At 36.1% G+C, this 26642-nt stretch carries 14 protein-coding genes; 7 read left to right on the forward strand and 7 right to left on the reverse strand.

Features of this window, described 5'->3' with window-relative positions; genetic code table 11:
• The first annotated feature begins 240 nt into the window (after positions 1 to 240).
• Entirely contained in the window at positions 241 to 570 is a 330-nt protein-coding gene (locus H6F39_RS05140) for a type II toxin-antitoxin system PemK/MazF family toxin (RefSeq protein ID WP_137908972.1), read from the forward strand.
• A gap of 167 nt (positions 571 to 737) precedes the next feature.
• On the opposite strand, the gene pyk is transcribed toward H6F39_RS05140, so the two are convergent.
• Entirely contained in the window at positions 738 to 2507 is a 1770-nt protein-coding gene (gene pyk / locus H6F39_RS05145; RefSeq protein ID WP_137908973.1) for a pyruvate kinase, read from the reverse strand.
• 419 nt (positions 2508 to 2926) lie between these two features.
• On the opposite strand from pyk, the gene crtR reads away from it, so the two are divergent.
• Complete coding sequence (gene crtR, locus H6F39_RS05150; RefSeq protein WP_028083201.1) at positions 2927 to 3808, forward strand: beta-carotene hydroxylase; 882 nt, start codon at positions 2927 to 2929, stop codon at positions 3806 to 3808.
• Positions 3809 to 4185: 377 nt separating this feature from the next.
• Here the strand turns inward: crtR and H6F39_RS05155 are convergent, their stop codons facing one another.
• The 6 genes from H6F39_RS05155 to H6F39_RS05180 all read right to left on the reverse strand — a co-directional run bounded on the left by H6F39_RS05155 (position 4186) and on the right by H6F39_RS05180 (position 11169).
• On the reverse strand, positions 4186 to 5442 hold the full coding sequence (locus H6F39_RS05155) for a glycosyltransferase (RefSeq protein WP_190396335.1): 1257 nt from the start codon (positions 5440 to 5442) through the stop codon (positions 4186 to 4188).
• Positions 5443 to 5540: 98 nt separating this feature from the next.
• Positions 5541 to 6800: a glycosyltransferase family 2 protein gene (locus tag H6F39_RS05160; RefSeq protein ID WP_137908975.1), complete on the reverse strand. Its 1260-nt coding sequence runs from the start codon at positions 6798 to 6800 to the stop codon at positions 5541 to 5543.
• A gap of 142 nt (positions 6801 to 6942) precedes the next feature.
• On the reverse strand, positions 6943 to 7401 hold the full coding sequence (locus H6F39_RS05165; RefSeq protein ID WP_190371339.1) for a DUF2141 domain-containing protein: 459 nt from the start codon (positions 7399 to 7401) through the stop codon (positions 6943 to 6945).
• 47 nt (positions 7402 to 7448) lie between these two features.
• Positions 7449 to 8453, reverse strand: coding sequence for an NAD(P)-dependent oxidoreductase (locus H6F39_RS05170; RefSeq protein ID WP_137908977.1), 1005 nt, complete (start codon positions 8451 to 8453; stop codon positions 7449 to 7451).
• Between the two features lie 219 nt (positions 8454 to 8672).
• Positions 8673 to 9851, reverse strand: coding sequence for an ABC transporter permease DevC (gene devC / locus H6F39_RS05175; RefSeq protein WP_137908978.1), 1179 nt, complete (start codon positions 9849 to 9851; stop codon positions 8673 to 8675).
• 109 nt (positions 9852 to 9960) lie between these two features.
• Complete coding sequence (locus tag H6F39_RS05180; RefSeq protein WP_137908979.1) at positions 9961 to 11169, reverse strand: ABC exporter membrane fusion protein; 1209 nt, start codon at positions 11167 to 11169, stop codon at positions 9961 to 9963.
• 1620 nt (positions 11170 to 12789) lie between these two features.
• On the opposite strand from H6F39_RS05180, the gene H6F39_RS05185 reads away from it, so the two are divergent.
• From H6F39_RS05185 to H6F39_RS05205, 5 genes are all read left to right on the forward strand, one after another.
• Positions 12790 to 18183: a type I polyketide synthase gene (locus tag H6F39_RS05185; RefSeq protein ID WP_190396336.1), complete on the forward strand. Its 5394-nt coding sequence runs from the start codon at positions 12790 to 12792 to the stop codon at positions 18181 to 18183.
• Between the two features lie 96 nt (positions 18184 to 18279).
• Positions 18280 to 20010 carry an SDR family NAD(P)-dependent oxidoreductase gene (locus tag H6F39_RS05190; RefSeq protein WP_137908981.1) on the forward strand — a complete coding sequence of 577 codons (1731 nt, stop codon included), beginning with the start codon at positions 18280 to 18282 and terminating at the stop codon, positions 20008 to 20010.
• A gap of 157 nt (positions 20011 to 20167) precedes the next feature.
• The gene (locus H6F39_RS05195) at positions 20168 to 21520 is read left to right on the forward strand and encodes a polyketide synthase (protein WP_137908982.1); all 1353 of its coding nucleotides are present in this window, start codon (positions 20168 to 20170) and stop codon (positions 21518 to 21520) included.
• 4 nt (positions 21521 to 21524) lie between these two features.
• A complete protein-coding gene (locus tag H6F39_RS05200) occupies positions 21525 to 24839 on the forward strand; it encodes a type I polyketide synthase (RefSeq protein WP_190396337.1) in 3315 nt (1104 codons plus the stop codon).
• 131 nt (positions 24840 to 24970) lie between these two features.
• The gene (locus H6F39_RS05205; protein ID WP_190396338.1) at positions 24971 to 26641 is read left to right on the forward strand and encodes a PfaD family polyunsaturated fatty acid/polyketide biosynthesis protein; all 1671 of its coding nucleotides are present in this window, start codon (positions 24971 to 24973) and stop codon (positions 26639 to 26641) included.
• The last annotated feature ends 1 nt before the right edge of the window (position 26642 follow it).

The following is a 26642-nucleotide window of genomic DNA, read 5'->3' on the forward strand; positions in this document are numbered from 1 at the left end:
CTCTCATTTCTTGCTTTCTGAATAATAAATTTTTTAATCATCTTGAATTCGGACTCCTTAGGAAACTTTACTTTCTCACACCACCCCCCTTTTAATGATATGTATTCTCATTAAGCTTATTTCTCTTTAATTGATCGTTAGTTATTATGTACTACTATCTCTGCTTTTTTGATCTGTGACAGTTCAGGGTGCGGAATGTGGGTTAGATGACATCAACACAACAGAATGGGATGAAAATGAATGGCAATGGTAGTTAACAGATTTGATGTTTTCTTAGTTAATCTTGACCCTACCATTGGTAGTGAAATTAAAAAAACACGCCCTTGCTTAATAATTTCACCCAATGAAATAAACCATTATATTTCCACCGTAATAGTTGCACCAATGACAACAAAAGGGCAACCATACCCCACAAGAGTAACCTGTCAACTTCAACGAAAAGAAGGGCAAATCGTACTTGATCAAATTCGCACAATAGATAAAATCCGATTAGTCAAACTTCTCGGTCAAATTACTACAGAAGAACAAAAAGCCGTTTTGGATATCTTAGCGGAAATATTTGCAGAATAAATAACCTTCTTCTTCCTTCGTGTGCTTCGCTCCTTCGTAGTTTATTTTTATTCCTCATAAAACCAAGACGCAGAAAACGCCTTTCGCGCCTTTTGCGTCTCTGCATGAAATGTTTTCAAAACCCAAAAATTAAAAATCCAAAATGATTTTTTTGAATTTTTAATTGTTTAAGTTCCCACCGCCCCAGAGTAAATCAAACCTCGCTGTATATCTAAAGTTAAAATCGCACCGTCTTTAATTACCTGTGTTGCTTCCTTCACACCCAGAATTACTGGTACACCTAAACGTAAACCGATAACTGCGGCGTGACTAGTGAGACTATCTTCCTCAGTAATAATCCCCCCAGCTTTGCGAATTGCTTCTACAAAATCGACACCTGTGCGGGATGCTACTAAAATATCACCGGAATTAAAATTACTGGCATCCATAGCATTATGAACTACCCTAGCACGTCCACTGACTGAACCTTGACCTAGACCAATTCCCTGGCCGAGTATAGCAGTTACCACTTCCACCTTAATCAAGTCTGTTGACCCAGAAACCCCCTGAAGTGTACCAGCAGTCATTACTACTAAATCACCTTCCGTTAAGAGGTTTTTTTCTTGGGCTACATTGATAGCGGCTTGGAACGTCTGACCAGTGGAAGGTAATTCTAAGACTAAAAGCGGTCTTACGCCCCAGACCATCTGTAACTGTCGCGCTACGTTAACATGGGGTGTAATTGCTAAAATTGGTGTTTTCGGACGGAATTTAGAAACATTGCGGGCTGTAGCTCCAGTTTGTGTTAAAGTCATAATTGCTGCTGCGCCCAAATTTTCCGCAATTTGACCAACTGCTTGACTAATAGCATTGGGAATAGAGGGTTTATTATCTCGTGACTGACGGGAGTTGGGGTTTTGTGCGTACTCCTGTTCCATGCGTTCTGCTATCCTGGCCATGGTCGCTACAGCCTCCACAGGAAAACTACCGACGGCGGTTTCATTGGAAAGCATGACAGCGTCTGTACCGTCTAAAATCGCATTAGCGACATCGGATACTTCCGCACGAGTGGGACGGGGGTTACTGACCATGCTATCTAGCATTTGGGTAGCGGTAATGATGGGAATACCCAAGCGGTTAGCCGTAGCAATTAGCCGTTTTTGTAGTACGGGTACATCTTCCGCTGGTAATTCCACCCCTAAATCACCTCTAGCGACCATGACACCGTCACACAAAGACAGAACTGCCTCCATTTGTTCAATGGCTTCGTGTTTTTCGATTTTAGCAACTACAGGGACACTTTTACCGGTGCTGGAAATTAGTTCTTTAATTTCGATGATATCCTGGGGATTACGGACAAAGGAAAGTGCTACCCAATCAACACCCTGGTCTAGACCAAACATCAGATCCTCGCGGTCTTTGTCGGTCATGGCTTTAATGGATAAGTAAACTCCCGGAAAATTAACACCTTTGTTGTTGGAAAGTTTACCTGGAACTGTGACGCGACAGTGTAAATCACCTTTTTCGCGGTTGATGTCCTCTACCACCATTTCGACTTTACCATCATCGAGGAGGATTTTTGCACCCGTGGGAACTTCATCGGCTAAGTAATCGTAAGTGACACAACTTATTTCTTGAGTTCCTTCTATAGGGCGATTTGTCAAAGTGAAGCGATCGCCCTTGCCTAAGATTATAGAACCATTTTCAAACCGACCCAAACGGATTTTGGGACCCTGTAAATCTTGTAGAATTGCTACTGGTCTATTTAATTCAAAAGCAGTTTGCCGAATTAACCGAATACTACGCTGATGATCAGCATGAGTTCCGTGGGAGAAGTTGAGTCTAAGGGTTGTAGCACCCGCTTCAATAATTGCTTTCAGCATTTCTGGGCTACTGGTAGCAGGTCCAATAGTAGCAACAATTTTAGTTCGGCGCTGAGAATCTCTTAATTGCGTCATGGGCTGGGTTGAAGATTTTTGGAGTCTACCGGGGAATTTATCGTCATCTTTGCTTATACCATTTGAGATTTAAGATTTTGGATGATGAAAGACTGACAGTATCAGCAATTCATTTTTCCATTGATCACCATCATTTTGCAAATTGGTATGAATTAAACGAACTGTCTTTTTTATTAACTGCTAAATCAATGTTACAGGCAGTTAGGGAGGTAATTATGGTATAAATTTGATATCGTACATTGGCAACAGTCCTCTCAGAGAGTTTTTTATCTAAAAGCACTGGTTTAGCCAAGAATCATAGCCTCATTTATTGACCCTTCAACAGAACTGTAAATAAATCTTGCTTTACATAACTTTACTCTTAACTAAGATTAATAGTATGATCCGTAAAGATTGATGATTAATTAAAGGAGTTAATAATGCTCACGTCGGAGGCACAAAAGCCACTGACAATTCCCCCCAAAGAACTTTTATCACCTCCTGGTGATTTTAACCCCACGCTGCTGATGTTTTTAGTCGTAGTGATGATGTTAGTTTTATCTAATTTTGGGTATTGGTTGTGGGAATGGCCTCATTGGTTGTGTTTTAGTATCAATACACTAGCACTCCATTGTTCAGGAACAATCATTCATGATGCTTGTCACCAGTCAGCCCATCGGAATCGAATTGTTAATGCTATCTTAGGCCATTGTAGTGCCTTAATTCTCGCCTTTGCTTTTCCAGTATTTACACGAGTACATTTGCAGCATCATGGTAATGTTAACCACCCTAATGATGACCCAGATCATTATGTTTCGACAGGTGGACCCCTGTGGTTAATTGCGGTGAGATTTTTGTACCATGAGGTATTTTTCTTCCAAAGAAGATTATGGCGTAATTATGAACTACTAGAATGGTTTATTAGTCGCTTAATCATCATTACTATTGTTTATATTTCTGTCCAATATCATTTTTTGGGCTATATTCTTAACTTTTGGTTTATTCCGGCTTTTTTAGTAGGAATAACTTTGGGGTTATTTTTTGATTATTTACCCCACCGTCCGTTTGTGGAAAGAAATCGCTGGAAAAATGCCCGGGTTTATCCAGGTAAAGTTCTCAATATCCTGATTTTGGGGCAGAATTACCATTTAATTCATCATCTGTGGCCTTCGATTCCTTGGTATAATTATCAACCGGCTTATTATTTAATGAAGCCGTTATTGGATGAAAAAGGCAGTCCCCAAACTTCCGGGTTATTGCAGAAAAAGGACTTTTTTGAATTTGTCTATGATATTTTCATAGGTATTCACTTTCATCACTGATTTAGCGCAGTTTATAGCAGAATTATGTAAGCTGTTATGCTGCCTGGGGAAAACTAAGTTACGCTTTATTTAGTAACGAAGCGTAAAAATACTTTCCCCAGCGATGCCATAATCCCCGACATAAAGGTGAGGGTAGTGTAAAAAAATCACAAAAACCCCAGAAGTTGGTGCTTCTGAGGTATAAAGAGTTTTAGGCACGATTGAGGATAATAGTTATCTGGTGATCAATTTGGAGTAGGAAATCTTGAGAATGATCACAAGATAGCTTTATCAATATCTCAAACTAAGAACCTAAAAGCCCACAGGTCAACTACTTAAATAGTCTAGCAGAGCTATTTCTATTTCAGTAGCCAAATTGGCGTTTGTTTGAGTTTGATTTAGACATCTACCTCTCGGCGGATATTCACTAATTCATAAAGCTTATTTTCAAACTTTTGGGTACAAGCTGACCAATCAAATTCCAGAATTGAGGGACGAGCTTGTTGAGTTAATTGATTTTTGAGGTCAGGATTTTCAAGAATTGTAATTACTTTTTGGGCAAAATCTCTAGGGTCATTGGGTGCTGCTAGAAAACCATTAACCCCAGAAATAACCTGTTCAGCAGTTGAAGGAGCGACAACAGCCACTACAGGTGTTCCAGAAGCTAAAGCTTCGTTAGTTGTAGTGCAGAAATTTTCGGTGATAGAAGGGTTAACAAATATATCTGCTTTTGCAAACCAACCTAAGAGTTCCTTACCATGAGATTCACCCCAAATAGTAACACCATGGGGGAAATTTTGAGCGCGACGACGAATTTCTGCATCCAAAGGACCGCTACCAACAATTACTAAATGAACATCAGGAATTTTGGCAGCAATGAGAGGATAAATATCTAAAAGTTGATTAACATTCTTTTCTGGAGTAATACGCCCTACAAATAAGATAGTTGGACGTTGATCATCAGGAATTGGATCATGACAAATATTGCGGGGATGAAATTTTTGACAATCAATTCCTTGATAGGGGAGATATTCACTTCGTTGAGCTTTTAATTTTTGGTATTTAGCTAGCTGTTCACGGGAAGAAAATAAACTTAAATCATAAGTTTCACTAAATTGTTTAACTAAAATTGGTAGCAGAGGACGCACTAAATTAAAAACTGTATTACCGAAATAATATTGGATATAGGCAATGATATCTGTATGGAAAATTGAAATAATGGGCGTGTTTGTTTTTCTGGCATATTCTACTCCCACAGAACGGCCATAACCTTGTAAAAAACCAGAATATAAACCTCTCATTTGTGGGGCTTCTTCGACAACAATAATATCAGGTTGAAAGTGAGTGAGTAATTTTGTATCACTCCAATGACGATAGTTTAATGGTTGGGGTAAAGATTTATAAAATATCAGTGGTTCTGTCGGAAATGAATAAGCAGAAAAATTAATAAATGTTTCTAGTTCTTCAATTCCTGTCATGGGACGTTTACCAACTTGTGGCGGGTATTGATCATTAATTTCTGGGTGAACTAGAAAAACCTCATGTCCTTGTTTTAATAACCAGTGAACTCTTTGATGAACAGCCACAGAAACTCCTGTTAAGAATGGAGCGTATAATCCTGTAAATAAGGCAATACGAAGAGGTTTTTTGTTCATGATTATGAGGTGATATTTCTTGAAAATTTTGAATTGGGGAATTTTAGATATTGAAGCGTTAAAGCGAAAATAGAACATCTAAAATTTCCCCTATTTCCCTAAAGAGAAGCTTTTGGATCAATTGGTTGATCTAACCATTGGTAAGGACGATATTCAATTAACTGAATATTTTCACGTCCTTGAATGCGATAAGTAAGTCCCCGCCAAGTAATAGTTGATGTCCAGAAGGAAGATAAGATTATTAATCCATAAATCCACTGTGTTAAAGGGATAACTATTAACATTTTGAGGATAATTAAAGGCGATAACTTGGGTATTTTTTTACCTTGATTATGTAAGATATGATGTATTGCTACTTCCATCAATAGCATGAGTAAAACTAAACCAATGGTGTAGGAAATGTAAGAGCAAAATAATAAAAATGCAGCGTACCATTGAGACTGAAGCAGGAGATAGAAAATGATGATGATGACTAGATTTGGTACGATAATACTAGAATATGCTTCACTAATTATGGCTAACCAGCCAGGGTGATAAAGTTTAGAACTAATTATTAATCGTTTTAATGATTCTAGTAAGTTACTTAAACTACTTTCTTCCTGATTTAGCATTAATAAAGAAGGGATAAACTTAATTTGTAACTTTTGTTGTTTGATAAGTTTATGGAGGAGTATATCATCTGTTAACACTTGTCCCCATTTATCCAAAAGTTTGATGCGATGTAATACTTCTGTTTTGATAGCTAAAGTTCCACCCCAAGGAATTTGAAAGAGAAACATTTGCACCACCGTAGAAACATTACCGGAGTAGCGAACTAATGAACCCCAATAATTACCAGTGGGAACATACCAACGATTTCCTGTTGTTAGACCAACTTTGTCATCAAGAAGAGGAGTGACTAATTCTCGTAACCATTGGGGATGAACTACAGTATCAGCATCAATAAAAGCGATAACTCCATAAGCATTATCTAAGTCAGAAACAGCTTGTAATAGAGAACTGCATTTCAGACTACAATTATGACGAACCACTCTTAATATGCTAATTTGGACATTAGTTGCACGCAGTTGATTGATTGTTTCACTGGCAATTTTAAAAGCTGGATCTTTTTGACTATCAATGATCAATTTTAGATCATATTGCGGGTAATTTTGTTGTAAGAGCGATCGCAAACAATGAGGCAAAAATGGATCTGCACCTCGTAAACAAAGAATTACTGCCGTTTTTGGTAGTTTTTCATCTGGTAATAACCGTGGTTTGTATGAACGTAAATACCATAAAAATATTAACGTTAAACAACTCTGAATTAACAACCAACCCAACAAAGACTTAGATAGAAATATCATCAAATCTGGCATTATCTCTATAGTCTCAGATATAACTTAGAGGTCAGGAAAAAGAGTTAGCATCTATACTTAACTCCCGATTGTAAATTATAAATAAATACAGTTCAGTTAAGAATAGAGTTTTAGGCTTAACTAAACCGTATTAAATTCCGAATTAAGGATCAAGAGAATACTTCAAAAAGATATTAATTGTAGTATTCTTATCAACTTTAAAACGGGCATTTTTGAACTTAGGTGTGCCAGTGCTGATAGAAACAATGGGATTTCTAGAAATGCCAAAACCCTCTTCGGGAATCCCGAAAAAGTCTTTATTGAGTTTGTGATCACCATTTTGATCATCAACTACAGCCACAGCATAATTACCAGGTTTTAATCCAGAAAATACCTGTTTAATGGAATTTCCTGTAATTTTAGTACAGCCACTTTTAACTTCACTTTTAGCATTATCTGGAAATCCTTTTTCAGAGTTATAAACTCTCATACAAATTTCCCCAGTTTGATTACGAATACCATTAACAACTACAGTTAATGATGTTGTTGATTCAGCTTGAGCTACTTCGGTAAAGCTAATAGTTAGCAAAGTGGCAATGAACAGGTTTACAATTTTAAACATTAGTCAACACTTCCTAATTGTGAAAATTTACCCTTGGAGAATTTTATCTATTTCATCAGTTTTTGAATGTCAGTTTTTTGCAACCATTCACGAGTGCGACCCATTCCTTCTGCTAAATCAACTTTAGCCCGATAATTCAAAATATTTTGTGCTTTTGCAATAGAATAGGCATAAGGACGACTCATAAAATCAACTGATTCCGGGAGAATATCAGCTTTTTTACGGAATAGTTTTTGTCCCTGAAGACGCACACGCAGAAATAACTTCATTTCCTCTTTAGGTAAAGACATTGGCGCTGGTAAACCTTCCAAAGAAGCAAGATGAATAAAATAATCTTTCCAAGAAGTTTCTTTACCGTCAGTAATGTTGAAAATTTCCCCATAGGCTGATTTTTCTATGGCTAAAAAGATAGCATCAATTAAGTTATCTACATATAGATGATTCATCACACCTTTACCATCATTAGCATAAGCAAATAATTTTTGTCGCATCATCTGAATTGGCCGAACAATCCAAGGAATACTTCCAGGACCATAGACATCACCAGCCCGAATTACAATTACTCCAAATTCAGGGGCATTGTTCAGTTTTAAAACTTCGATTTCTGCTTCAATTTTTGTCTGACAATAAGGATTATTTTCACCCGAAAGTACACCTGATTCTGTAACCCTTTCAGGGTAATCAAACCCATATACTAAAGTGCTAGAAAGATGGACAAATGTTTTTACACCTGCTTGTTTAGCAGCCTTAGCGATATTAATAGTACCATTGACATTTATTTCTCGAAAATGCTTAATTTCTCCAGCTTCTTCGGCAATTTGAGCAGTATGTAAAACTATATCTATTCCTTGACAAGCTTTTGAGCAAATTCCAGGATCAGTGATATTACCGACTAGAATTTCAATACCTAAATTTTGCGCTGTTTGATCTTTAATTTGGGAACTTTGTATACCTCTAACTTTCATCCCTTGAGCTATAGCTAATTCGGCTGCACGTAAACCAATAAATTCGTCAATTCCGGTAATCAGCAGAGTTTTGTTTTGCAAGTTCATGTTGAAATATAGATAAGTGTTTTGTAGTAGTGTGACGGTAACGATACAGTTGAGAAAGCAATACAATCTTATTTCCTAATTGCAGGAAATTGCAATTAAGAACTGTTGCACTGACAAGAAAATTTTACTGTTGCTAATAACATTAAACTTCTATCTTTGGTTGGTTTTAATTTAGAGAATATTGAGCAAAATTTGCTGAATTTACAGGAAAACAAATTCCTAAAAACTATCAGCCGGATCAGCAGAACGGAGTTTATTAATAGCTAATGCTCCAGAGGTGATGCAAATTAAGACTGTAGATACTAAGACAAGTAAGGCATTATTACTTGTCATCATGATAGGTAATTTAGTTGCTTTCATAGCAAAATCATATAAACCAATCGAAACAATAAAGCCGGGAATATATCCTAACAATGCTAAGATTAATGCTTGTTGAAAAACAACATTTAATAAATATCCATTAGCATAACCAATAGCTTTTAGAGTTGCATAGGCAATAAATTGAGTAGCAATGTTGCTATACAAAATTTGGTAAACAATTACAACACCAACAACAGAAGCCATGATCAGCATTAAGTTAAGAATAAAACCAATAGGAGTTCTTACAGACCAATATTGTTTCTCAAAATCAATAAATTCTTGACGAGTGAATATTTTTACATCCTGCGGTAGCTTGTTTTTTAAACTATTTAAAACTCGTTCTATATCAGCACCAGATTTGAGTTTAATCACTCCCATATCTATTTTTTCAACTGGGCGACTATTAGGATTAATTCTTAAAAAAGTTGAGTCACTAACAATTAAATTACCATCAACACCAAAGGAAGGTCCTAAACTAAATAAACCCCCGACTCGCACCCGATAGCCCTTAATCGCATCAAAGGGAAAGATTTCAATTGGTTGTTGAATATTTCCCTGATTAAATAATTCTGCTATTGGTCCAAATTCTGAACGGGCATCTCTATCAAATAGCATGACATCAGGAATTTTGAGTTTATCTAAATTTTCCTCAACTTCTGGAATATCTAGCACGGATTTTCCAGGATCAAAACCAATGACATAAATTGAATATTTCTCACCACTAACGGGATTTTTTAATTTTGCAAATTGCAAATAAATTGAACTAACAGAATCAACACCATCAAACCCTAATGTTTGATATAATCGAGTGCGAGAAAAACTTTGAATTGCTGTCAAAGATTTATATTGAGAACTAACTAAAAACAAATCACCGTTCAATCGTTGATGTAATGCTGTTGCACTAGAATATAGTGCATCTTGAAAACCAAGCTGGATAAACATTAACAGCACAATAAAGCCAATTCCGGCTACAGCTATCACAAAGCGAAGTTTCTGCTGGACAAGCTGTAGCCACGCTAAAGGAATTTTGATATTCATATTAGTTGTTAGTTGTCAGTTATTATTTGTCATTTATTAGTTATTAGTTATTAGTTATTAGTTGTCATTTGTTGAGAATAACAAATAACAAATGAATATTAACTAATAACTAAATTTGGATGGCAACGTCAACTTGTAAGTTAGTTAATCGAGATATATTTTGACTATCTGCGGGATTATCAATAGATATTTTGACTTCAATTACTCTCCGGTCTGCGTCAGAATTGGGATTAATACTAAAGATACCTTGTTGATTAACTTGCCAGCCAATTTCTCGCACAGTTCCTTGTAATTGACCAGGAAATGTAGTGCTGGTAATCTTAGCTTTTTGGCCAACTCGAATATTTTGAATATCTGTTTGATAGACTTCTGCTAAGACTTGCATTTGTGATGTATTACCAATTTCTGCAAAGCCAGCAGTAGAAATTATTTCTCCATTTCTGGCATTAATTCGCAAAATTTTCCCATCTATAGTGGAAGAGATGTAGGTTAAATCATGATCGGCTTTCGCTTGTTTAATTGCTGTTTCTGCACTTTTAACTTCACTTTCTGCTAATTCTACATCTACAGACCTAACTTCTTTAATACTATTAAGTTTAGATTTTGCTTCTTTGAGTTGATCTTTAAGTGTATTTTCAGTCCTTTTAAGAGTAGCTTGAGCCTCTTTTAGCTGCTGTTGTGTAGTTTTTAAGGTTAAATTTTTACTATCAACAATAGAAGCAGAAATAGCACCATCTTTAAATAATTGCTGATAGCGATTACTCTCTTTTTGAGCATTTTCAACTTCAGCCCGAATCCGATTAATTGTTGCTACTTGCGCGGCAATATCTCCTTGTAATTGGGAATTTAACCGAGTAATTGTGGCTTGTTGAGCATTAATATCTCCAGTTTTTGCTCCAGCTTTTACCTGTGCCAGTTTAGCTCTAGCAATTAATAATTTATCAAATGCTTGTTGTATGGCTGCTTGGGAACGAGCATAGTTTTCTAGATAAGCTAATACTTGTCCTTTCTTCACATTATCTCCTTCCTTGATCAACAGTTTTTCTACTCTGACACCATTGATAGAATTAGGGGCAGATAAATAAGTAATTTTATCTTTTGGTTGTAACCTTCCTAATGCAGTTACAGCAACTTTAATAGAGGTAGGTTGAGATTTACTAGCTGTTGTCGCAGGAGATAGAATCTGAGAATTGATCTTCAATTGATAGAAAATGTATAAGGATACTAACCCCGTAGCTAAAGTTAGAGAAGTTGCCAAAATTATTTTCCACTTTAGCGCAGTCAATTTGAATAATTGGCTTTGTTTATTTATTGCCATATTGTTATTCCCATGGTGTTATTTCAAAAAATACTCGTAATGGCTATAGACTTATCCTCTGTTGCTTTCATAGAAGCGATATGTCTAATTATTTATGTATGAATTGTTGTCAGCATTCCCAGCTGTTATAAATACCCAAATTAACCTAGAATTAACGTGGATTTTACTGCAAATAATTGATGATTAATGCCACGCTATGCTATCAATTTTATCTTGAATTGGCATTTAATTAAGTAGCCTAAAATACGATATTCCTCATCAGAAATAAAAATCTTCAACTCCTAAGCATTAATGATGCTAATAACTTAGATAAATGAATAAACTTACCTGCGAGTATCCCAAATAAATTTGATATTGTCAACTAAATTTATTTGTTTTTATCAAAATATTTGATTAATCATAAGTTAATATAAAAATTTGTATTTATTTTAGCAAATTTTACTAAATATATGGAGAATTTTCGTATTTAATGCTATAACTTATTGGTCTGGCATTGTTATCAATTATTGACATGATCAAGGACAAAAATTAATCTTTGGTTTATAAATAACCAATTGTCTATAAAAGGTGAGTTATCTTATAAATTCATCAAAAATTAGGACTTAATTATGATAGTTTGCTCAAAAAAGACCCGGTTATGTTCAAATATTTCCCTTGTATATTTATTGATTAGTGACTTATGAAACAATTTAGATATAATTCTTGAATTATCAAGAAAAGATTGATATTAAACCCGTAATTACCAAGAATATGTTATTAGGAAGTGCAGTTTTAAATTATACTTAGAAAATTAACTTGTATGTAAAACGAGGTAAATTAATAAATATTTTTCTCCAAAAATTAGCAAAAATGAACTATTCATTTTTCCTAAACTATGTTAGTCTTTTTATTAATTCAACATTTATAGATGAAAAATAAATTGTTGATTTGATGTCAAGAAACAGAATAAATACTAAAATTCATTCAGTTTTTTAGAGCAGAATTACCTAAAGAAACAAAACCTATTCCTTAATAAATTGGGGTTTTGTATTTCTCCAAGTTACAAACTGCTATATTTTTAAAAAACTGTTTAAGTATTTTTTCACTATTCAGAGAATTTGCCACAGAGTGCTGATTATTTTTGTAACGATTTTGGCAGCTTTTATGAGTCTAATCATCTAAAATAGGTTATCCTGGATTTTAAAAACTGGTCAAAGCATTTATCAACATACAGAATGTGATTATCAAATGGGTAAAACATTCAATGATTAAAAGATAAAAGCCCTTCTGTGTTGAGACCTGTAACCTAAGGAGTCAGTATGCAATTCAGATATCATACTTCTGGGAAGAAATCATAATTTATTCACAGGATTAAATAAAGAAGTCGGGGATATTATATCTTCACTTTCTCAATATCAAAAATCCAGTATTGTCTAGTATTTATTCATGGACAAAAGGTTCTAAAACTGGTTCAAAAAATCCAACGTTGCCAAAAAACTGTGTATATATTCTGTAGTGTTAATCTCAAGTCAAGCATTTAAACTTACCTGCGACAAATGCATTAATACAGATAGAATAACTACCTGTTAATAGTCTATTGTGTTGCACAATTTACGGTACTCAAGATTAGTCTATGCCATCATGTCTTACCCCCCAAAAAAGATAGACACAATAAATACTTCCTTGACGGAATTAGAAGCCCAAATTAATAGTTGTGAACAGGCTTTGCTTAGGTTTATAAAGGAAAAAAAAATGAACATGACTAACGGCACATTATCAGAAAACTCCATGTCAAATAAAGAAATTAACAGAAAACTACAAGCAAATCCAATAGCTATTATTGGTATGGCTTCTTTAATGCCTCAAGCGAGAAATTTAAGAGATTACTGGCAAAATATTGTGAATAAAGTTGACTGTATTACTGATGTTCCTTCAAGTCATTGGAGTGTGGAAGATTACTATGATCCCAATCCAAGAACACCAGAAGATAAAACCTATTGTAAACGTGGTGGTTTCATTCCCGAAGTTGATTTTAACCCCATGGAATTTGGCATTCCCCCCAGCATTTTAGAAGTTACAGATGTTTCCCAACTATTAAGTTTAGTAGTTGCGAAAGAAGCAATGGAAGATGCTGGTTATGGTGATTCTCGTGAATTTAGCCGCGAGAATATTGGGGTAATTTTAGGTGTAGCAATGGGCAAACAATTAGCAATGCCCTTAGCTGCTAGATTAGAATATCCAATTTGGGAAAAAGTTCTCAAAAGCAGTGGTTTATCTGATGAAGATACTAAGAAAATTGTTGATAAAATCAAATCTGCTTATGTCAAATGGGATGAAAATGCTTTCCCTGGAATGTTAGCAAATGTTGTGGCTGGGAGAATTGCTAACCGTTTTAACTTTGGCGGTACAAATTGTGTAGTTGATGCCGCTTGTGCTAGTTCTTTCGGGGCATTAAAAATGGCCATTAGTGAATTAGTTGAACATCGTAGCGATATGATGTTAACTGGTGGGGTAGACACCGATAATACCATCATGGCCTACATTTCTTTTAGCAAAACTCCGGCTGTTAGTCCTAGCGATAATGTTAAACCATTTGATGCTAAATCTGATGGGATGATGTTAGGTGAAGGTATTGGGATGATTCTCTTAAAACGCTTAGAAGATGCCCAAAAAGATGGCGATAAAATCTATGCGGTAATTAAGGGAATTGGTACTTCTAGCGATGGTCGCTACAAGAGTATTTATGCTCCTAGAAAAGAAGGACAAGTTAAGGCTTTAGAAAGGGCTTATGATGATGCTGGTTTTTCCCCAGCAACTGTGGGTTTAATGGAGGCCCATGGTACGGGAACAATGGCTGGAGATCCTACAGAATTTGGTTCATTAAGAGATTATTTTGGGAAGCATGATACCCAAAAACAACACATTGCTTTAGGAAGTGTAAAATCGCAAATTGGACATACAAAAGCCGCCGCAGGTGCAGCTAGTTTAATTAAAACTGCCCTAGCATTGCATCACAAAATATTACCAGCGACAATCAATATTAATGAACCAAATCCGAAATTAGATATTGAAAATTCCTCCTTTTATCTAAATACTCAAACTAGACCATGGATAAAGGCAGAAGGTGAAACTCCCAGACGTGCAGGGGTGAGTTCTTTCGGTTTTGGCGGCACAAATTATCATGTTGTTTTAGAAGAGTATGAACCAGAACAACGAAATGCCTATCGTTTACATCATACCTCTAGTGAAATGCTATTATTTGGTGCTAGTCAAGCTGAATTAATTAGTAAGTTGGAGGCGACTTTCAATAATTTGCAAGCTAATGATGGAGAAAGGTATTATTCTCAATTATTGCAAGAGTGTCAATCTCTAACTATTCCCAAAACAGCGGTAAGAATTGGGTTTATAGCCGAGAATTTACAAGAAGCTTGTAAGTTACTGCAAGTTAGTATTGAGTTACTAAAAAATAAGCCTGACGCAACATCTTGGGAGCATCCTCAAGGTATTTATTACCGTTCCTCTGGTATGGAATTGGCTGGAAAAGTTGTCGCTTTATTCTCTGGACAAGGTTCTCAATATTTGGAAATGGGAAGAGAAACGGTAATGAATTTCCCCAGCTTGCGGCAGTTATATGGCAAGATGGATAATTTGTTAAAACAAAGTAATTTGCAACCGATTTCTGAAGTTGTTTTTCCTCATTCTACCTTTGATGAAACCGAGAAAAAAGCACAAATTGCAGCTTTACAAAGAACCGAATATGCCCAACCTGCCATTGGTGTATTCAGTGCCGGGTTGTATGGAATTTTGCAGCAAGCTGGGTTTAAAGCAGATTTCACCGCAGGCCATAGTTTTGGTGAATTAACGGCTTTGTGGGCTGCTGGAGTATTGAGTGAGGCTGATTATTTGTTCTTGGTGAAGTCTAGAGGACAAGCCATGGCCGCACCAAAAGACCCAGATCATGACCCTGGTAGTATGTTAGCAGTGAAGGAAGATATCAGCAAAATTGAACCGCTACTGAAGCAATTTCCTAGAGTGAGTATTGCTAATTTTAATTCTCCCACCCAAATTGTTTTAGCAGGTCCAAAGTTAGAAATTGATAAAATTCATCATGCTTGCCAAAAATTGGGATATGGTGCGGTTTTATTACCTGTGTCTGCGGCTTTTCACACTCCATTAATAGCATTCGCACAAAAATCCTTTGCTATTGCTACTAAATCAGTAACTTTTAAAAATCCGCAAATTCCCGTTTTTAGTAATGTCACTGGTAAACATTATCCCCAAGATGCCACAGCAATTCAAAAGAATTTAGAAAGCCATTTGGCTAGTTCAGTGCTGTTTAAACAACAAATTGAAAATATTTATGGTGCTGGTGGTTATTGCTTTGTAGAATTTGGACCAAAACGGGTTTTAAGTAATTTGGTGAAAGAGATATTAGGAGATCGTCCTCATATTACTATATCTCTGAATCCTAGTCCACAAAAAAATAGCGATCGCTCCTTGCGAGAAGCCGTGGTTCAGTTGCGCGTTATGGGCATGAATCTTAGCAATCTTGATCCTTATCAACTCCCTCCTGTGTTACCTCCTATTGCGGCTAAAAAGACCCTTAACGTCAAATTAACTGGCATTAACTACATTTCCGATAAAACTAAAAATGCCTTTATTCAAAGCTTGCAGAACGGAGATAAAAATTCAGTAATTCAGGAGTTTAAAAGTCCAGAAACTCAAGAATTTAAAATTCTAGAAATTGAAAATTCAGAAATTGTCAAAATTCCTTCAACTGGACATAACGGCAACGGTAATGGACATAAAAAACAACCCGTCATAGCAACTCAGTTACAATCACAGATGAATACTGCAACTCTCATTAAAGAACCGCAAAAAGAACCAGAGAAAATATCCATTTCAGAATTGTTCGCACAGCAATCTAGAGATCAAATGCAAACACCAGATAAACTTGTCAATTGCCAACAAATTCTCACCAGTTTGGAACAACTTCTCAGCCAGTTTCAATATAACCAAAGCGAGAATTTAGAAGTTCACAGCACATATCTTAACCATCAAATAGAATACACCAAAACATTCTTTCAATTAATGCAGCAGCAAAATAAATTATTTGCTAATGTTAAATCTTCTACTGAAGCTGCTCAAATTAAGCAGGTAATCATGGAGAGTTTAGAACGCAGCATGATGCAGTTTCATTCTCAACAAGGTGAAACTCTCCGCATTCATGAACAATACTTGCGGGAACAAATAGAATATACCAAACACTTTTTCCAACTTATTCAAGAAGAATATTCTCAACTGATTTCTGAAACTCAAGAAACAGCAGCTTTTATTCCCCTATCTACCGCTGAAGAAGCACCAGTCGCTGCTAATGTTACTATTATTCCCTCTCAAACAGTACCAGTAATTGAGCCAAAAGTTGAGCCAAAAGTTGAATTAGAAATACCTATTTCAACTGTCAATAAAGTTATAGAACCTGTAATTAACGAGATAATTGAATCCGCACCTGAACCAATTGCATTAATTCCTGAAACTGTAACCGTAGTTAATAACATTAATCTAGATGATTTAGCCAACAATTTATTAACTATAACTAGCGAAAAAACAGGTTATCCTATTGAAATGTTAGAACTCGATATGGATATGGAAGCCGACTTAGGAATTGACTCTATTAAAAAAGTGGAAATTTTAGGAGGATTGCAAGAATTATATCCTAATCTGCCTAAACCAAACCTCGAAGAACTAGCAGAAAAACGCACGATTGGTCAAGTTGTCGAATATCTGCAAAAACAGAATCCATTAACAACAGAAATCCCAGCAGAATCAATTATTATTCCTCAAATTCCCACAGAGATAATAGAGGAATTAGCACCAGAACCAATTATTAGTCCCCAATTTTCAATTCCCAGTTCCCAACCTGCCGAAAACAGTAACGAATATGCTGATTTAGCCCAAACTCTGTTAAACATTACCAGCGAAAAAACGGGTTATCCGGTGGAAATGTTGGAACTGGATATGGACATGGAAGCAGACTTAGGTATAGATTCCATTAAACGAGTAGAAATACTAGGGGCAATGCAGGAAGCATATCCGAATTTACCCAAACCTAATATAGAAGAACTGGGAGATTTACGGACAATTGGGCAAATCGTTAACTACCTCCAAACACTGGTGGGAGGTGAAAAAAAAAAGCCGTACATTGATGTTAACTCGGTAACTCTTAATTCCCCGTTAATTAAGGGGGAAAGCGCGGGGGTGGAGTCGACTATCACAGTGGATTTAACCCCACCACCTATGGTAGATCCTCATCTTCCCCGTCGTCTAGCCCAACTCGAAACCTTACCCAGACCGGATTTTTGGGAAGCACAACTACCAGCAGGACACATTGGTTTAATTACGGACGATGGTTCTTTAACTACCACAGAATTAGTTGATGCACTGGTAGCACAAGGTTGGAGAATTGTAGTTTTGAGTTTCCCCCAATCCTTAATTCCTACACAATTGCCATTACCAGCAGGTGTTACCCGCATTACATTAGCCAACATGAGTGAACAACATTTGCAATTATTATTGCAAAGTGTGATTACTAAACATGGAGCAATTGGGGCATTTATTCACCTACATCCTCAATTTCAACCTGAAAAACCTGGTCATATTTCCTATCCAGAAGCAGAAAAAGCAATTATTAAACAAGTGTTTTTAATGGCAAAACATTTGAAAGTAACTTTGAATAATGCAGCATTATTGCCAGGAAGAACAAGCTTCTGCACAGTCGCTCATCTTGATGGTGAATTTGGGTTAGGACATGAAACTAATTTCAGTGCAATTGCTGCCGGTTTATTTGGTTTAACTAAGAGTTTGCGGTGGGAATGGCCACAGGTATTTTTTAGAGCAATTGACCTAAATCCCACTTTAGATCATCAGGAATCTGCTCAATATATTGTCGCTGAATTACACGATTCTAATCGCTATATTGGCGAAGTTGGTTATGGTAATCAAGGACGAGTAACGCTGGTTGCTAAGGCTGAATAATTTGTAGGGTGGGCATTGCCCACCATGAGATGATTTTTTTCACCTAGAGTCGCAGAAAGTAAGAGTTTGATATTTTGATTTTTTACGTGAGGATTTATGACTGCAACTGTTCAAATTAGTCCATCTTCTGTTTTTGTTGTTAGTGGTGGAGCAAGGGGAATCACTGCTCAATGTACTGTTAAATTAGCTCAACAACAACGTTGTAAATTTATTCTTTTAGGTCGTTCAGAAATTACTACAGAACCAGAATATGCGCGGGATTGTTTGGAAGATTCTGCCTTGAAAAAGCGGATTATGGAAAATTTGATTTCTCAGGGTGAAAAACCAACTCCCATGATGGTACAAAAGATATTTAACCAAATTAATTCTAGTCGAGAAATTAAGAAGACATTAGCAGCTATTGCATCTACAGGAGGAACGGCTGAATATATTAGTGTTGATGTGACTGACACTGTGAATTTGAAAGCAAAATTACAAGAAATTTCTCAGAAAGTAGGTCAAATTACCGGAATTATTCACGGTGCCGGTAACTTAGCAGATAAATTAATTGAAAAGAAGACAGAAGATGATTTCGAGAAAGTTTATACAGCTAAAGTTCAGGGTTTAGAAAATCTCCTCAGTTGTATTAATTCCCAAGAATTAAAACATTTAGTATTGTTTTCTTCGGTGAGTGGTTTTTATGGAAATATCGGTCAAACTGATTATGCTATAGCCAATGAAATTCTGAATAAATCAGCGCATTTAATCAAACAATATCACCCTAATTGTCATGTAGTCGCAATTAATTGGGGAGGTTGGGATAGTGGGATGGTGACACCACAATTAAAAAAAGCATTTGCAGAAAGAGGAATTGATATTATTCCTGTAGAAATTGGTACACAAATGTTAGTTAATGAACTACATCCAGCCTATCAAGATCATACACAAGTTGTCATTGGTAGTCCAATGTTTCTACCTCCTTCATCTTTAGATTCCCAATTGCGAATCCATCGCATTCGGCGGAAAATGACATTAGCAGAAAATCCGTTTTTGTATGATCATGTGATTGCAGGAACACCAGTTTTACCAGCTACTTGTGCTATGGCTTGGATGATCAATGCTTGTGAAGAAGTTTATCCAGGTTATCGCTATTTAAGTTGTCAACAATTCAAAGTATTAAAAGGAATTACCTTTAACGCCAATTTAGCAGATGAATTTTTGTTAGAGTTGAAAGAACTGGATAAGAAAAATGGTGAATTTATCGAATTTGAAACCACCATTACTAGTAAAAATCCCCTGGGTAAACCCCTATTTCACTTCCGTGCCGTTATTAAAGTAGTAGGAAAAACACCAGAACAGCCAATTTATCCAAGAGTGGATCTCACAGAAGACAATATTATTACTACCACCGGAACAGACTTTTATCAAACAAGTGATACCGCATTATTTCACGGTCCATGTTTCCAAAAAATCAACAGAGTCATCAACATCACCAGCGAAAAAATCACCACAGAATGTTATTGGGAATCAATTTCCCGTCAAAAACAAGGACAATTTCCCATTAGATGGTATAACCCTTATGCAACAGACTTGAGTACACAACCTTTATGGTTATGGTTAAATCATTTTTATCAAGAAATATGTCTACCTGGACAACTAACAGATTCCCAACAATTTGCACCAATTCCTTGCGACGCACCCTATTATGTCTCCTGTGAAATTAAAGCTAAAACAAATAGTGGTGCAACCTGTGATTTCATTATTCACGGTCGAGAAGGACAAATATACTCACAGATATTAGGAGCAAAGGCAGTAATTTGTCCACAGGAATTACTCAAACGTAAATAATTCATAACTAGTCCGTAGGTTGGGTAGAACAAAGTGAAACTCAACATTCCGAAACTACAATTTTTTAATCACAGCGCAAGTTTTTAATCCTTGCCAATTGGGGGAATAGCGTAAATCCTTTTCAGTCACGTCTTATGCCCCAACGAGGATTTCCACAGTGGAAAAAATAGCTATCATCGGGTTATCTTGCCTATTTCCCGATGCTAATAATCCCGAAGAATTTTGGCAGAATCTTACACAAGAAAAAGATTCCACATCATCTATAACTGTAGCGGATTTGGGAATAGATCCCGCCATATTTTACGACAATAACAAAGGAACACCAGAAAAATTCTACTTCCTTAAAGGCGGTTTTATCCGCAATTTTGAATTTGATCCTAGTGAGTACAATTTACCAGCATCATTTGTTGAAAGTCTCGACAATAGTTTTAAATGGTCACTATATGCCGCTAAACAGGCAATTCTTGATAGTGGTTATTTAGAAAATCAAACTGCACTCTCAAAATGTGGCGTAATTTTAGGAACTTTGGGATTTCCAACCAAAGCTTCTAATAGTTTATTTGCTCCTATTTATCAGCAAAATATTGAACCTGCAATTAGTGAACTTTTGCAGAATCAGGATTTTCATTTACCAGGAACAAATAATAGCATCAAAAAATCGCCATATAATGCTATGGTTTCCGGTTTACCTGCTGCTATAGTTTCTAAAGCATTTTCTTTATCTGCAACTCATTTTTGTATAGATGCTGCTTGTTCATCATCATTTTATGCCATTAAATTAGCATCCCATTATCTGCAATCTGGCAAAGCTGATTTAATGTTAGCTGGTGCGATTAGTTGTGCAGATCCATTATTTATTAGAATGTTATTTTCTGGTATTCAAGGATATCCAGATAATGGCATTAGTCGTCCCCTAGATAAGTCATCACGCGGGTTAATTACCTCCGAAGGCATAGGAATGGTAATGCTTAAAAGACACAGTGATGCTATTAGAGATGGTGACAATATCTTAGCCACAATTTGTGGTAATGGTTTATCTAATGATGGTAAAGGTAAACATCTTCTTAGTCCTAATTCTCAAGGTCAAACTCTAGCATATCAAAGAGCTTATTCTGAAGCTAAACTTAACCCCCAAACTATTGATTATTTAGAGTGCCATGCTACAGGTACTTTATTAGGAGATACCACCGAATTTAACTCAATTGAAAGCTTTTTTAGTCCATATAAAGCAACTCCATTAGTAGGTTCAACGAAAACAAATGTTGGTCATTTACTTGTTGCTGCAGGTATGGTAGGCATAACTAAGACAATTTTAAGTATGTCCCATGGTGTGATTCCTCCTACTATTAATGTGACCCAACCTATAGGTTCTGAAAATAATGTTATCTCTCCACAAAACATTGTCAGAACTCCTACTAAATGGCCAAGTCAAGGAACTAAAAGAGCAGCTTTAAGCGCCTTTGGTTTTGGTGGTACAAACTCTCATATTATTCTAGAAGCAGGGAAGTAAGCAGATGAATATTCAGCAACAGAAGACCGCAAAAATGGCAATTGTTGGTATGGATGCCTTTTTTGGTGAATGTCAAGAATTAGATGCCTTCGAGAGCAGTATTTATGACGGAAAACAGCATTTTATTCCTCTACCAGAATCAAGATGGCATGGTATTAATCAACAAGAAAATTTACTACAGGAGTATGGTTTAGAAGTTGGAAAAGTACCACAAGGAGCTTATATTGATAATTTTGAAGTTGATACTTTCGCTTACAAAATTCCTCCCAATGAAGTTGAAAAGATCAACCCTCAACAACTGTTATTATTAAGAGTTGCTGACCGCGCTCTCAAAGATGCGAAAATTTCACCTAATAGTAATGTAGCGGTAATTATTGCAGCAGATACAGAACTATCTGTTCACCAATTACAGCAAAGGTGGAATTCATCCTGGCAAATTAAAGATGGTTTAAATGGCGCAGAAATCACTTTATCACCAGAAAAAATTCATCAATTAGAAAGTATTGTTCAAGATAGTATTCACAATCAAGTTGAACTTAGTGAATATCTCAGTTATGTTACCAATATTATGGCTAGTCGCATTTCCTCTCTATGGAATTTCTCAAGTCCATCTTTTACAATTAGTGCGGTAGAAACTGCTGCTTTTAAAGCTTTAGAATTAGCGCAAATGCTGCTAGATACTAATGAAGTAGATGCTGTAATTGTGGGTGCTGTTGACTTAGCTGGTGGGGTAGAAAACGTCTTATTGCGAAGTCAATTTGGCAAAATTAATACAGGGGTCAATACTTTAAGTTTTGACGAAAAAGCCGACGGTTGGAATGTGGGAGAAGGTGCGGGTGCGGTAGTTCTTAAACGTCATGATGTCGCATTGCAAAATCAGGAACGCATCTATGCAGTTATTGATGCTGTTAGTATTGGTCAATCTGCATCTATGGCTGTAAATGATACCATCATTACTCAAGTCTGCAAACAAGCGTTTCAACAAGCAGGTATCCAACCTCAAGAAGTCAACTATTTAGAAGTCTGCGCTAGTGGTATTCCCGCCGAAGACGAAGCCGAAATTAATGGTATTCTCCAAGCTTATCCTTCCGTTGGAGATGGTTTACACTGCGCTATAGGTAGCGTTAAATCTAATATTGGTCATACCTTCGTTGCCTCTGGAATTGCCAGTTTAATTAAAACTGCACTGAGTTTGTATTATAAATATATACCTGCAACCCCCAACTGGTCTGGAGTGAAAACACCGCAAGTATGGGAAGGTAGTCCTTTCTATGTTGCTACCGAGTCCCGTCCCTGGTTTTTACAAAAAGAAGTCAAATGCAGAATTTCCGCCATTAATAGTATTGGTTGTGATGGTTCTTTTGCTCATGTAATTATCTCAGAAGAAACCAATCAACCAGAACCCCAAAATCGTTATTTAGAGTCAAAATCTTTTCATCTTTTCCCCCTAGTTGCTAATGATCAATCTAGTTTATTAGCAGCATTAGATCATCTACAGGCAACAATTGAAAATACAGATGATCTCAAGAATACAGCTACTCATAACTTTCTTAAATTTCAGCAAAATTCTGATACAAAGTACACATTATCAATTACTGGACGTAACCAAAAAGAATTAATTAAAGAAATTAATTCTGCCAAAAAAGGTGTAACAAACGCCTTTGAAAATGGCAAAGATTGGCAAACTCCCATAGGTAGTTATTTCACACCAAAACCATTAGGTAAAACTGGTGAAATTGCCTTTATTTACCCCGCAGCAGTTAACTCTTATTTAGGTATTGGTCGGACATTATTCCGACTATTTCCTAAAGCTTTTGATGATGTAATTGTCAAAAGTCTTTACAAACGCGCCGCTGATGTAGAAAAATTAGTATTTCCCAGAAGTTTAGGTAAATTATCTACCAGAGAATTAGAAACATTAGAAAAAAAATTGTTAGCTGATTCTCTGGCTATGTTTGAAGCAGAAATGCTATTTACCAGACTGATAACCACAATTATCAGCGACGACTTTCAAGTTAAACCCAAACATATCTTTGGTTATAGTTTGGGAGAAACCAGTATGATGGTTGCTCAAGGAGTTTGGAGTAACTTCTATCAAGGAAGTAATACCTTTAATTCTTCTAACTTATTTGGTGATAGATTATCAGGTTACAAAAATGCTGTTTGTGAGTATTGGGGACTACCAAAAAATTCTACCAATTCCCATAATAATTTGTGGGGTAACTATGTGCTGATAGCCAGTCCTGCACAGGTAAGAGAATGTTTAAAAAGCGAAAATTATGTTTATTTAACCCAAATTAATACATCAGAAGAAGTATTAATTGGCGGTGAACCAGCAGCTTGTGAACGAGTGATTAAAAAACTGGGTTGTAATGCCTTTCCTGCACCATTTGATCATGTAATTCATTGTCAAGCAATGCAGTCAGAATACCCAGAATTAGTTAAACTCAATAACTTACCAGCACAACAAATTCCCGGAGTTACATTTTATTCTGCTGCTAAATATCAACCCATTTCCCTAAAAAGTGAATCAATTGCTCATCATATTGCTACAGGTTTATGTCAGGAATTAGACTTTCCTCGTCTCGTTAATCGTGTTTATGCAGACGGAGCAAAAATCTTTATTGAAGCTGGTGCTGGTGGTATTTGTTCGCGTTGGATAAGTAAAAATCTTGGTAATCAAGAACATATTACCGTATCCCTAAACCGACGTGGTACAGATGATCATAGTTCCCTAATTAAAGCATTAGCAAAACTATTGAGTCATCAAGTCAAATTAAATCTAGCTCCCTTATATAACTTATCCTCAAAGAATCAAAAACAAAATAAATTAACCCTGAGGAAAGTTACATTAGGTGGTAATTCCATGGCTGCTATGATTTTAAACCCAGAAAATCAAAAACTTTTTGCTAATAACCAGCAGCAAAAAACTTTTCCTCATGAAGGGTATAAAATCATCAATTCCTTACAAACAGTAGAGAAAATAGCGCCCACAGAGATTTATCCCAAACCTAAACCCAAACCAGAAAAAAAATCCATGAAAACTATCATGGAGAACGGTTTGGAATTGTCAAAGAAACTAAAATTCTTTGAGTCAACAAAAATCTTAAAGCCAAACATAAACCAAGAACCTACTGAAAAAATTAGCATGAATGATTTAAAGATTTCTCAGTACAAAAAACTCAGTAACAACACCGCCAAATTAACTAAAACGCACACAAGTTTCTTAGCAGCTAGACAAGATTTTAGTCAGCAAATGAGCGAAATTATCCAATTACAATTAGCTTGCGCTCAAAACCTACTCAAGGAAGCTCCATAGGGTGTGTTAGCGATTAGTAACGCACCATTATTAAGAGTTTGGTGTGTTACGAATTTTATTCTAAAATACCCTACCAAACTCCTTAATTATTCATTTCAAATCCTTTGCTTATAAATTGAGGAATAACTACCGTGAAAACAATTGAGACGGTACGAAATCAACATGATAATGGACTTGGTTTTTTCGGCTGGAATCATCATCAAAACCAAATTTGGAAAGGTTCATTAGATTGTGTTAGCTTTGAAAAAAATGCCATCAAAGATAAACTATTAACATTAGATCAACCTTGTCATATTATCAAAATAGCAGGGAGAATTGGTGTTACTAATGATGGTTATTTAGCACCTAATGATCATGGTTCATCTGGACAACCAGAACTTTTAATCTCACTCCCACCTCTACGTTTACAACAACTTGGTGATTCCAGTTTTCTCACTGCTTATGGTGTAAAATACGCCTATATGACCGGCGCTATGGCTGGTGGTATTGCTTCTGAAAAGATGGTAATTGCATTAGGAAAAGAGAAGATTTTAAGCTCTTTTGGTGCCGGTGGCTTACTTCCAGAACGTTTAGAATCTGCCATTAATTCTATTCAACAAGCCTTACCAAATGGACCCTATGCTTTCAATTTAATTCACAGTCCCAATGAACCAATTATTGAGCGTCGCGTTGTAGATTTATATCTAAAATATGGTGTCAGAACAGTAGAAGCATCTGCATTTTTAGACTTAACTCCTAATATTGTTTACTATCGAATTGCTGGGTTAAGATTGAATGCAGCCAATCAAATTGATATCAGAAATAAGGTCATTGCTAAAATTTCCCGTCGAGAAGTTGCAACTAAATTTTTGCAACCAGCACCCGCGAGAATTATCAAAGAATTACTTCAGCAAGGATTAATTACCGAACTACAGGCAAATTTGGCCAGCCAAGTACCAATGGCTGATGATATTACCGTTGAAGCTGATTCTGGAGGTCACACTGATAATCGTCCTTTAGTATGTTTATTACCTTCAATTATTGCTCTCAGAGATGAAATTCAATCGCAATATAATTACTCAGTTCCTATTAGAATTGGAGTCGCTGGAGGCATTGGTACACCAGAATCAGCCTTAGCTGGTTTCATCATGGGTGCTGCTTACATAGTCACTGGTTCAATTAATCAATCTTGTGTTGAATCTGGTGCTTGTGAACATACTAAAAAGTTATTAGCACAAGCAGAAATGGCAGATATGATCATGGCTCCCGCAGCCGATATGTTTGAAATGGGAGTGAAATTACAAGTTCTCAAACGGGGGACAATGTTCCCCATGCGAGCGCAAAAACTTTATGAGTTATATCGCACTTATGACTCTATTGAACATATTCCCAAAGCCGAAAAAGAAAAGTTAGAAAAACAAATTTTTCGTAAAAGTATTGCCGAAGTTTGGGAAGGTACAGCCGCTTATTTATCCCAAAAAAATCCTGAAAAATTGGGTAAAGCTGTTAATAATCCTAAACTGAAAATGGCCTTAATTTTTAGATGGTATTTAGGGTTATCTTCCCGCTGGTCTAGTACAGGTGAAAAAGGTCGGGAAGTTGATTATCAAATTTGGTGCGGACCAGCTATGGGTGGCTTTAATGACTGGGTACGTGGTTCATATTTATCAGAACCTAATCAACGTCATGTTGTTGATGTTGCTAACCAAATTATGAAGGGAACTGGATTTTTATATCGTACCCATAGTTTGAAAATTCAGGGTTTGCAAATGCCTCCTTATTACAGTCAATATCAACCAATTCCTTCTATATTGGAGAAGTAAA

It is taken from the genome of Dolichospermum sp. FACHB-1250 (genome assembly GCF_014696335.1).
GTDB classification, from domain to species: Bacteria; Cyanobacteriota; Cyanobacteriia; order Cyanobacteriales; family Nostocaceae; genus Dolichospermum; species Dolichospermum planctonicum.

Excerpts from the sequence above, each read along its gene's own strand:
- H6F39_RS05190 (WP_137908981.1), top strand. The coding sequence starts at position 18,280 with ATGACTGCAACTGTTCAAATTAGTCCATCTTCTGTTTTTGTTGTTAGT.
- H6F39_RS05155 (WP_190396335.1), bottom strand. The coding sequence starts at position 5,442 with ATGAACAAAAAACCTCTTCGTATTGCCTTATTTACAGGATTATACGCT.
- H6F39_RS05165 (WP_190371339.1), bottom strand. The coding sequence starts at position 7,401 with ATGTTTAAAATTGTAAACCTGTTCATTGCCACTTTGCTAACTATTAGC.
- H6F39_RS05170 (WP_137908977.1), bottom strand. The coding sequence starts at position 8,453 with ATGAACTTGCAAAACAAAACTCTGCTGATTACCGGAATTGACGAATTT.
- pyk (WP_137908973.1), bottom strand. The coding sequence starts at position 2,507 with ATGACGCAATTAAGAGATTCTCAGCGCCGAACTAAAATTGTTGCTACT.
- H6F39_RS05140 (WP_137908972.1), top strand. The coding sequence starts at position 241 with ATGGCAATGGTAGTTAACAGATTTGATGTTTTCTTAGTTAATCTTGAC.
- H6F39_RS05160 (WP_137908975.1), bottom strand. The coding sequence starts at position 6,800 with ATGCCAGATTTGATGATATTTCTATCTAAGTCTTTGTTGGGTTGGTTG.
- devC (WP_137908978.1), bottom strand. The coding sequence starts at position 9,851 with ATGAATATCAAAATTCCTTTAGCGTGGCTACAGCTTGTCCAGCAGAAA.
- crtR (WP_028083201.1), top strand. The coding sequence starts at position 2,927 with ATGCTCACGTCGGAGGCACAAAAGCCACTGACAATTCCCCCCAAAGAA.
- H6F39_RS05200 (WP_190396337.1), top strand. The coding sequence starts at position 21,525 with ATGAATATTCAGCAACAGAAGACCGCAAAAATGGCAATTGTTGGTATG.
- H6F39_RS05180 (WP_137908979.1), bottom strand. The coding sequence starts at position 11,169 with ATGGCAATAAATAAACAAAGCCAATTATTCAAATTGACTGCGCTAAAG.
- H6F39_RS05185 (WP_190396336.1), top strand. The coding sequence starts at position 12,790 with ATGTCTTACCCCCCAAAAAAGATAGACACAATAAATACTTCCTTGACG.